This is a genomic window from Ligilactobacillus murinus DSM 20452 = NBRC 14221 (assembly GCF_001591685.1).
GTDB classification, from domain to species: domain Bacteria; phylum Bacillota; class Bacilli; order Lactobacillales; family Lactobacillaceae; genus Ligilactobacillus; species Ligilactobacillus murinus.
Window position 1 is genome coordinate 1 of the sequence record NZ_BCVJ01000065.1, and the last position, 8,155, is coordinate 8,155.

At 40.5% G+C, this 8,155-nt stretch carries 9 protein-coding genes; 8 read left to right on the forward strand and 1 reads right to left on the reverse strand.

The genetic code is table 11. The features are described 5' to 3' along the window. Window positions 1–108: 108 nt before the first annotated feature. Complete coding sequence (locus tag LMU01S_RS10780; RefSeq protein ID WP_263850223.1) at window positions 109–231, reverse strand: hypothetical protein; 123 nt, start codon at window positions 229–231, stop codon at window positions 109–111. Window positions 232–651: 420 nt separating this feature from the next. On the opposite strand from LMU01S_RS10780, the gene LMU01S_RS09190 reads away from it, so the two are divergent. The 8 genes from LMU01S_RS09190 to lacG all read left to right on the forward strand — a co-directional run bounded on the left by LMU01S_RS09190 (window position 652) and on the right by lacG (window position 7,996). Further along, the gene (locus LMU01S_RS09190; protein ID WP_004048149.1) at window positions 652–1,410 is read left to right on the forward strand and encodes a DeoR/GlpR family DNA-binding transcription regulator; all 759 of its coding nucleotides are present in this window, start codon (window positions 652–654) and stop codon (window positions 1,408–1,410) included. Window positions 1,411–1,595: 185 nt separating this feature from the next. After that, a complete protein-coding gene (lacA, locus tag LMU01S_RS09195; RefSeq protein WP_373682047.1) occupies window positions 1,596–2,015 on the forward strand; it encodes a galactose-6-phosphate isomerase subunit LacA in 420 nt (139 codons plus the stop codon). Window positions 2,016–2,029: 14 nt separating this feature from the next. Continuing rightward, the gene (gene lacB, locus LMU01S_RS09200; RefSeq protein ID WP_056959971.1) at window positions 2,030–2,578 is read left to right on the forward strand and encodes a galactose-6-phosphate isomerase subunit LacB; all 549 of its coding nucleotides are present in this window, start codon (window positions 2,030–2,032) and stop codon (window positions 2,576–2,578) included. Next, window positions 2,559–3,530, forward strand: coding sequence for a tagatose-bisphosphate aldolase (gene lacD, locus LMU01S_RS09205; RefSeq protein WP_056959970.1), 972 nt, complete (start codon window positions 2,559–2,561; stop codon window positions 3,528–3,530). Before lacB ends, lacD begins: the two co-directional genes overlap by 20 nt. A 177-nt stretch (window positions 3,531–3,707) precedes the next feature. Next, window positions 3,708–4,541 (forward strand): PRD domain-containing protein, encoded by an 834-nt coding sequence (locus LMU01S_RS09210; RefSeq protein ID WP_056959968.1) that lies wholly within the window; start codon window positions 3,708–3,710, stop codon window positions 4,539–4,541. A gap of 18 nt (window positions 4,542–4,559) precedes the next feature. Then, window positions 4,560–4,880 carry a PTS lactose/cellobiose transporter subunit IIA gene (locus tag LMU01S_RS09215; protein WP_056959966.1) on the forward strand — a complete coding sequence of 107 codons (321 nt, stop codon included), beginning with the start codon at window positions 4,560–4,562 and terminating at the stop codon, window positions 4,878–4,880. Then, on the forward strand, window positions 4,877–6,562 hold the full coding sequence (locus LMU01S_RS09220; protein WP_056959965.1) for a lactose-specific PTS transporter subunit EIIC: 1,686 nt from the start codon (window positions 4,877–4,879) through the stop codon (window positions 6,560–6,562). Before LMU01S_RS09215 ends, LMU01S_RS09220 begins: the two co-directional genes overlap by 4 nt. Before the next feature lie 24 nt (window positions 6,563–6,586). Beyond that, window positions 6,587–7,996: a 6-phospho-beta-galactosidase gene (lacG, locus tag LMU01S_RS09225; protein WP_056959962.1), complete on the forward strand. Its 1,410-nt coding sequence runs from the start codon at window positions 6,587–6,589 to the stop codon at window positions 7,994–7,996. Window positions 7,997–8,155: the final 159 nt, after the last annotated feature.

The following is an 8,155-nucleotide window of genomic DNA, read 5'->3' on the forward strand; positions in this document are numbered from 1 at the left end:
CAAACTGCGAGACATGAAACAAAAATCAGGGTAGTTATTTGTATTTGCTACTGATGGCAGATTATTAATGTACAGAGAAAAGTGAGCCGCATACAGGCGATGGCTTGGTTACTTAGTCGATAAAAGATCGTCCGCAACAGGATCGTTAGCGGTACGGTCTTTTATTCCCCTCCGAAACATGAAAATAATGATTGGCAAGGCAACGTTGATAGCCGCAATTGTCATTATCATCATGAGTGCCTGGTAGATATTCATGATGATAGCCAGGCTTTAAGCCATTGTTCTTACGCACTCGACAGGTACCACGTACGCTATAATATAGTAGCGTTCATTGAGTTCCCATTAGTTGATGAAATGCTAAAATAGTGAGATTGTTCGAGATTGGGTAAGATAAGCAAACACTTATCTTAGTTAAATTGCTATAGAAATTCATCCCTAGAAAGCTGCAACAAACCGCACTATCTCGGCGTTTGAGGCAATGTATGATTAGGATAGGTAGGACGCCACATGTTGAAAGCGTGACGGTGTTGGAACGGGTAGAAAAGTAATCAAAATATACTATTTTAAAAGTTACAACATCTCCATGTCAAAAATTCAACATTTAATGTTGTTTATTTGCTATAATTATAAAAAAACAACAGGTGATCAAACATGAAAAAACGTGAGAGATTGGAAGAGATCACACGGCTTGTCAACCAGAAGGGAACGATCCGGGTCTCAGATATCGTTAAATTATTAAATGTAACTGATATGACAGTCCGGCGCGATCTAGTCGAACTTGAAGAACAAGGAGTTTTGACAAAGATCCACGGAGGTGCCCGAAGCAATAAAGCTTTCCAATACCGTGAGTACTCACATGCAGAAAAACATATCCAAAATAAAGAAGCAAAACAAGCGATCGCTAGCAAAGCTGCCCAGTTGATCGAAGATGGAGATACTATCTTTTTAGGACCAGGGACGACGGTGGCATTTTTAGCAGAAGCGCTAAATAATCAGCGCTTGACGGTCATTACCAATTGTATGCCGGTCTTTACGCTTTTGATGGCTAAAAAGACGGAAGATTTTCAAGTCTTTTTACTAGGAGGCGAATACCGGCAAGTGACTGAAGCTTTTGTCGGTGAGATCACAAATACGAGTCTAGAAAAGTTACGTTTTAGTAAAATGTTCTTTTCAGGTAATGGCGTTAGAGATGGTGAGGTGATGACCTCGACTTTAGCCGAGGCGTACACACAAAATTTAGCCCTCAAACATTCGCTTGAAAAATATCTATTGCTGGATTCCTCGAAGATCGGAAAAGATGATTTTACATCATTTTGTAAGCTTCGCGATCTAACAGCACTCATTACCGATGTAAAGACTGAAGACGAAAATTATCGCTCACTCGAACCTGAGATCGAGATCATCAATTAGATAAACAAAGAGCCCAACAGTTAATGTTGGGTTTTTATTTATAAAATGTAATTATGAACATTTTATAAACAAAAAATGTTGACTTTGTGTTTAGTTGATTATATAATTTAAACATAGAAAAGCGAAAGCGCTTTTTTAAAATTGGAAGTACGGTAATGTGTTTGATTTCGCGAGGGGGAATGGTAATGATCATCATTGGAGCTGATCCAGCAGGAGAGCAACTGAAAGAAGAGCTTAAAAATTATTTAATTGAGAAAGCTTATGCCGTTAAAGATGTTAGTTCTGAAAACGATTTCGTCGATACAACACTAGCAGTCGTAGCTGAAGTAACTCAAAATGAAACTAATTTAGGGATCGTAATCGATGCATTTGGCGTTGGACCATTTATGACTGCGACCAAGATCAAAGGAATGATCGCAGCTGAAGTTTCAGATGAACGTTCAGCTTATATGACAAGAGAGCACAACAATGCACGTCTCATCACACTGGGAAGTGAGATCGTCGGTGTTGGAGTCGCTAAAAATATCGTCGAAGGTTTTGTGACTGGGAAATACGCTGGTGGACGGCATCAGATCCGAGTCGATATGTTGAACAAGATGTGTTGAAAAGGGGGCAAAAAATGAAGATCGCAATCGGATGTGACCACATCGTGACTTATGAAAAGATCGCGGTGGTCGATCATTTGAAAAATAAAGGGCACGAAGTTTTAGACTTCGGAACTTATGATAATGTTCGTACGCATTATCCGCTCTATGGAAAAAAAGTCGGGCAAGCAGTTGCTAGTGGCCAAGCTGAGCTAGGGATTTGTCTTTGTGGGACTGGTGTGGGGATCAACAATGCAGTCAATAAAGTTCCAGGGATCCGGTCAGCACTCGTGCGTGATATGACTTCAGCGTTATACGCTAAAGAAGAGTTGAATGCAAATGTTATCGGTTTTGGGGGCAAGATCACAGGTGAGCTATTGATGTGTGACATCATTGATGCATTTATTGAAGCCAAATACAGACCGACAGCAGAAAATGAGCGCTTGATCGCTAAGATCAAAGCGGTCGAGACTTTGAACCAAGAGCAAGCAAAGCCAGATTTTTTTACAGAATTCCTTGAAAAATGGGAACGTGGGGAATATCACGATTTAGGGGGAAACCAAAATGACTTTAACAGAAACTAAGAAAAAATTTATGGACAAAGTAAGTACTAAAGAAGGCCTCATTTCCGCATTAGCGTTTGATCAACGTGGGGCTTTGAAAAAAATGATGGCGCAATATCAAACAACAGAACCGACTGTAGCTCAAATGGAAGAGTTAAAGCAATTAGTTGCTGAAGAATTGACGCCATATGCTTCAGCAATCTTGTTAGATCCTGAATTTGGGCTACCCGCTGCACAAGCACGCGCTAAAAATTGTGGATTACTTTTAGCATATGAAAAAACAGGTTATGATACGAGTTCTACGAGTCGTTTGCCAGATTGCTTAGATACATGGTCTGTAAAACGATTACAAGAAGCTGGCGCAGATGCGATCAAATTTTTACTCTATTATGACGTTGATGGTGACCCGCAAGTGAATTTACAAAAGCAAGCGTATATTGAGCGCTTAGGAGCAGAGTGTCAAGCAGCTGAGTTGCCATTTTTCTTAGAGATCTTGAGTTACGACGAAAAGCTCGCCGATAATACGAGTTTAGAATTTGCTAAAGTCAAACCGCGTAAAGTGATCGAAGCGATGAAGCTTTTTTCAGCTGAGCGTTTCAGTGTAGATGTACTCAAAGTTGAAGTGCCAGTCAACATGAATTTTGTCGCAGGTTTTGGCAAAGAGCCAAGTGCTTACACTAAAGAAGAAGCTAGAAAATATTTCCAAATGCAAGATGCGGCAACTGAGTTACCATACATTTATCTCAGTGCAGGTGTTTCAGCAAAACTTTTCCAGGATACGCTTGTTTTTGCAAAAGAAGCTGGGGCCGAGTTCAACGGTGTTTTATGTGGGCGTGCTACTTGGGCGGGAGTCGTACCGGTCTACATCAAACAAGGACAAAAAGCTGCCCGTGAATGGTTACAAACAGTTGGGCGTGAAAATATCGCAAGTCTAGACAAAGTACTCACTAAAACAGCTACTTCATGGAAATAGTTACACATTTCTAAGAAAGGGTTTACCTTTATTGAGGATATGCTATAATTAACTCATCAGCAAGAATATTAGTGGATTGTAACTAATTCGATTAGGCAAGACTACAAATGGATCTGAGAGTACGCTATTCTCAATTTGTTTGTAGTCTTTTTTATCTGAAAATAGGAGGAGGTCACTATGTTTAGAATTATACAGTCACTAAATAATAATGCTGCTCTGGTAAAAAATGAAAAGGGCGAACAGGCAGTAGTGATGGGGTTAGGGATCACTTTTCAAAAGAAAAAAGGTGATCTAGTCGTTAAAGAAAAGATCGAAAATATTTTTGCGTTAAAAAATGCTGAAGCTAAGGAAAATTTTTTGACTTTGTTGAAAGATATCCCTTTAGATTTTATCTCTGTGACTTATACCGTCATCGATCATCTAGTTGCGACTTATCATTATCCTGTCCAAGAATATTTATACGTAACGTTAACAGATCATATTTACTGTGCTTACCAAGCAGTATTAAAAAACACCTATCAAGAGAGTCGCTTACCAGATATATCAGCTGAATATCAACTCGAATATCAGATGGCAAAAGAGGCTTTGCAACTGTTTCGGGTGAAATTACTCAAAGATCTACCAGCAGATGAGATCGGTAAGATCGCGCTTCATTTTATCAATGCACAGGGGGAAACTTTCGATCATACAAGAGAGGAGTACGATATCAGTAAGCAGATCATGGCTAAAGTCGAACAAACTTTACACGCTAATGGGATCAAACGGACTAAGACAAATAGTAACTTTTATGATCGGTTTATGATCCACCTTTCATATTTCTTGAACTATTTGGATCGGCCCACAAAAGCTGAGGCTTCAATCAGTAGTTTAGAACAACATATCAAGTCACATGACCCTAAAGCTTACCAGATCGGAAGTGAGATCTTTGATGTTATCAAAGAGTTAGTCATCGTACCAGTTAATGAGAGTGAGAGATTTTATATCATTTTGCATATTCAACGTCTATTGTAATTTAAGGAGGAGATCATAATGAATCGAGAAGAGATCACATTATTAGGATTTGAGATCGTTGCCTTTTCTGGGGATGCAAGATCGAGACTTTTGGAAGCGTTAACAGAGGCGCAAAAAGGCGATTATGCCAAAGCTGAAGAACTTGTTGAGAAGGCCAATGAATGTATCGTTGATGCACATAATTCACAAACAAAGCTCTTACAAAAAGAAGCAGCCGGTGAAGATCTTGCTTTTAGTGTTACATTGATGCACGGGCAGGACCACCTGATGACAACGCTATTATTGCGCGACATGATGGGACATATGATTGAACTTTACAAACGGGGGGATAAAAAATGAATAACTTGATCGCACAGATCGAGAAAGGGAAACCTTTCTTTGAAAAGATCTCACGAAATGCATATTTAAGAGCGATCCGCGATGGTTTCATTGCTGCGATGCCGGTCATCTTATTTTCAAGTATTTTTCTTTTGATAGCCTTTGTGCCAAATATCTTTGGCTTTACTTGGTCAGATAAAGCTGTGGCGGCAATCATGAAGCCGTATAATTACACGATGGGGGTCGTAGCTGTCTTAGTCGCAGGAACAACTGCTAAAGCGTTGACTGATGCCTTTAATCGGCAACTGCCTAAAACAAATCAGATCAATTACATTTCGACGATGATCGCTTCGATCTCAGGCTTTTTACTTTTAGCTTCCGATGCGCTCAAAAATGGCTTTGCCAATGGGTATATGGGGACAAAAGGGCTTTTGACGGCTTTTGTGGCGGCTTTTATCACCGTTAATATCTATAAAGTCTGTGTCAAAAATAATGTGACGATCAAAATGCCAGAAGAAGTTCCACCTAATGTCTCCCAAGCCTTTAAAGACATCATTCCATATGGGCTTTCGATCTTAGTGATCTACGCGATCGATCTTGTGATCCGGCAACTCATTGGTGCAAGTGTTGCCGAAGCGATCTTAAAGCTTTTTGAACCGTTATTTACAGCAGCTGATGGTTATGTCGGGATCACGATCATCTTTGGGGCCTATGCACTCTTTTGGTTTGTTGGGATCCATGGGCCTTCGATCGTTGAGCCGGCGATCGCAGCGATCACTTACGCGAATGTCGAAACGAATTTCCAACTGCTTCAAGCCGGTCAGCATGCAGATAAAGTGCTCACTTCAGGGACACAGATGTTTATCGTTACGATGGGGGGCACTGGCGCGACTTTAGTCGTACCGTTCATGTTCATGTGGCTGACTAGATCAAAACGCAACAAAGCGATCGGTCGTGCCTCAGTCGTGCCAACATTTTTTGGTGTCAATGAACCGATCTTATTTGGAGCTCCGATCGTCTTGAACCCAGTCTTTTTCATTCCGTTTATTTTAGCTCCGATCGTAAATGTTTGGATCTTTAAATTTTTTGTAGATACGCTTCAAATGAATAGTTTCAGTGTCAATTTACCTTGGACGACCCCAGGACCACTAGGGATCGTTATGGGGACCAATTTTGCTCCGCTAGCCTTTGTTTTGGCGTTACTCCTCATCGTAGTCGATGTTTTGATCTACTATCCTTTCATCAGAGTCTATGATGAACAGATCTTAGCTGAAGAAGCTACTGGTAAAGCACAAAACGATTTGAAAGAAAAAGTAGCAGCTAATTTCAATACGACTAAAGCTGAAAAAGTTTTAGCTAAAGCTACCCCGACTAAAGAACGCACTGAACCGATCAACGTTTTAGTTTTGTGTGCTGGTGGTGGGACGAGTGGTCTACTTGCTAATGCTTTGACTAAAGCGGCGAAAGAATATGATATGCCGATCACAGCGACCGCTGGAAGTTATGGTGCTCACCGCGAGATCTTACCTGAATATCAATTAGTCGTTTTAGCCCCGCAAGTTGCTTCAAATTATGAAGATATCAAACAGGAAACAGATGCGTTAGGGATCAAATTAGTCAAAACAGAAGGCGCGCAATATATCAAACTTACTCGTGATGGGCAAGGCGCACTTGCTTTTGTCAAACAACAATTTGAAGACTAGGACAAAATGAAAGAAGGTCAAAAGATGAGTAAAACATTGCCAAAAGATTTTATTTTCGGGGGCGCGACCGCTGCTTATCAAGCTGAAGGTGCAACACAAACAGACGGAAAAGGACGCGTTGCGTGGGATAAATATTTAGCTGATAACTATTGGTATACCGCTGAGCCGGCGTCAGACTTTTACCATCGTTATCCAGTCGATCTGAAATTAAGTGAAGAATTTGGCATCAACGGGATCCGGATCTCGATCGCTTGGTCACGGATCTTTCCTAATGGTTTTGGTGAAGTCAATCCTAAAGGTGTCGAGTTTTATCATAAATTATTTGCTAAATGCCATGAACATCACGTTGAACCGTTTGTGACGCTCCACCATTTTGACACACCAGAAGCTTTACATTCCAAAGGCGATTTTTTAAATCGCGAAAATATCGAACATTTTGTCGAATATGCAGCCTTTTGCTTCAAAGAATTTCCAGAAGTCAACTACTGGACGACGTTTAATGAGATCGGTCCGATCGGTGATGGACAATATTTAGTTGGAAAATTTCCACCAGGGATCAAATATGATCTAGCTAAAGTTTTTCAGTCGCACCATAATATGATGGTCGCTCATGCTAAAGCAGTCAAGCTCTACAAAGATGCTGGTTATCCAGGAGAGATCGGCGTGGTCCATGCTTTACCGACTAAATATCCGTTTGATCCCTCTGACCCAGCCGATGTTTATGCCGCAGAATTAGAGGATATCATCCATAACAAATTCATTTTAGACGCAACTTATCTAGGGCATTATTCAGAAAAAACACTGGCAGGCGTGCAACATATTTTAGCAGCAAATGGAAATGGCAAGCTCGATCTGCGAAAGGAAGACTTTATAAGCTTAGAGGAAGCTAAAGATCTAAACGACTTTTTAGGGATCAATTACTACATGAGCGATTGGATGCAAGCATTTGACGGTGAAACTGAGATCGTTCATAATGGCAAAGGTCAAAAAGGAAGTTCTAAATATCAGATCAAAGGTGTTGGTAAAAGGGTCGCTCCTGCTGATATCGAAAAGACAGATTGGGATTGGATCATCTATCCACAAGGGCTTTATGATCAGATCATGCGCGTGAAAAACGACTATCCTAACTACAAGAAGATCTACATCACTGAAAATGGTCTGGGCTATAAAGATGAATTTGTCGATGGGACTGTTTATGATGATGGGCGGATCGATTATATCAAGAAGCATTTAGAAGCGATCGCAGCGGCGATCACTGACGGTGCAAACGTCAAAGGGTATTTCTTGTGGTCTTTGATGGATGTCTTTTCGTGGTCGAATGGATATGAAAAGCGTTACGGTTTGTTTTATGTTGATTTTGAAACGCAAGAGCGTTACCCGAAAAAAAGTGCCTATTGGTATCGAAAAGTAGCGAAAAGCCAAGTGATCGAGTAAATTTGACATAGTTTAGAATGCTAAGACATTTTAATAAAAAATATTTAGTTATCTTACTCTTACTCAGAAGAGCCTTATGTACCGCATCCGATCGTTGGTGCACTTGATCAAGATCAAACAGTTACGCAGATCATGAAAAATAAGGGCTCTTTGTCAACC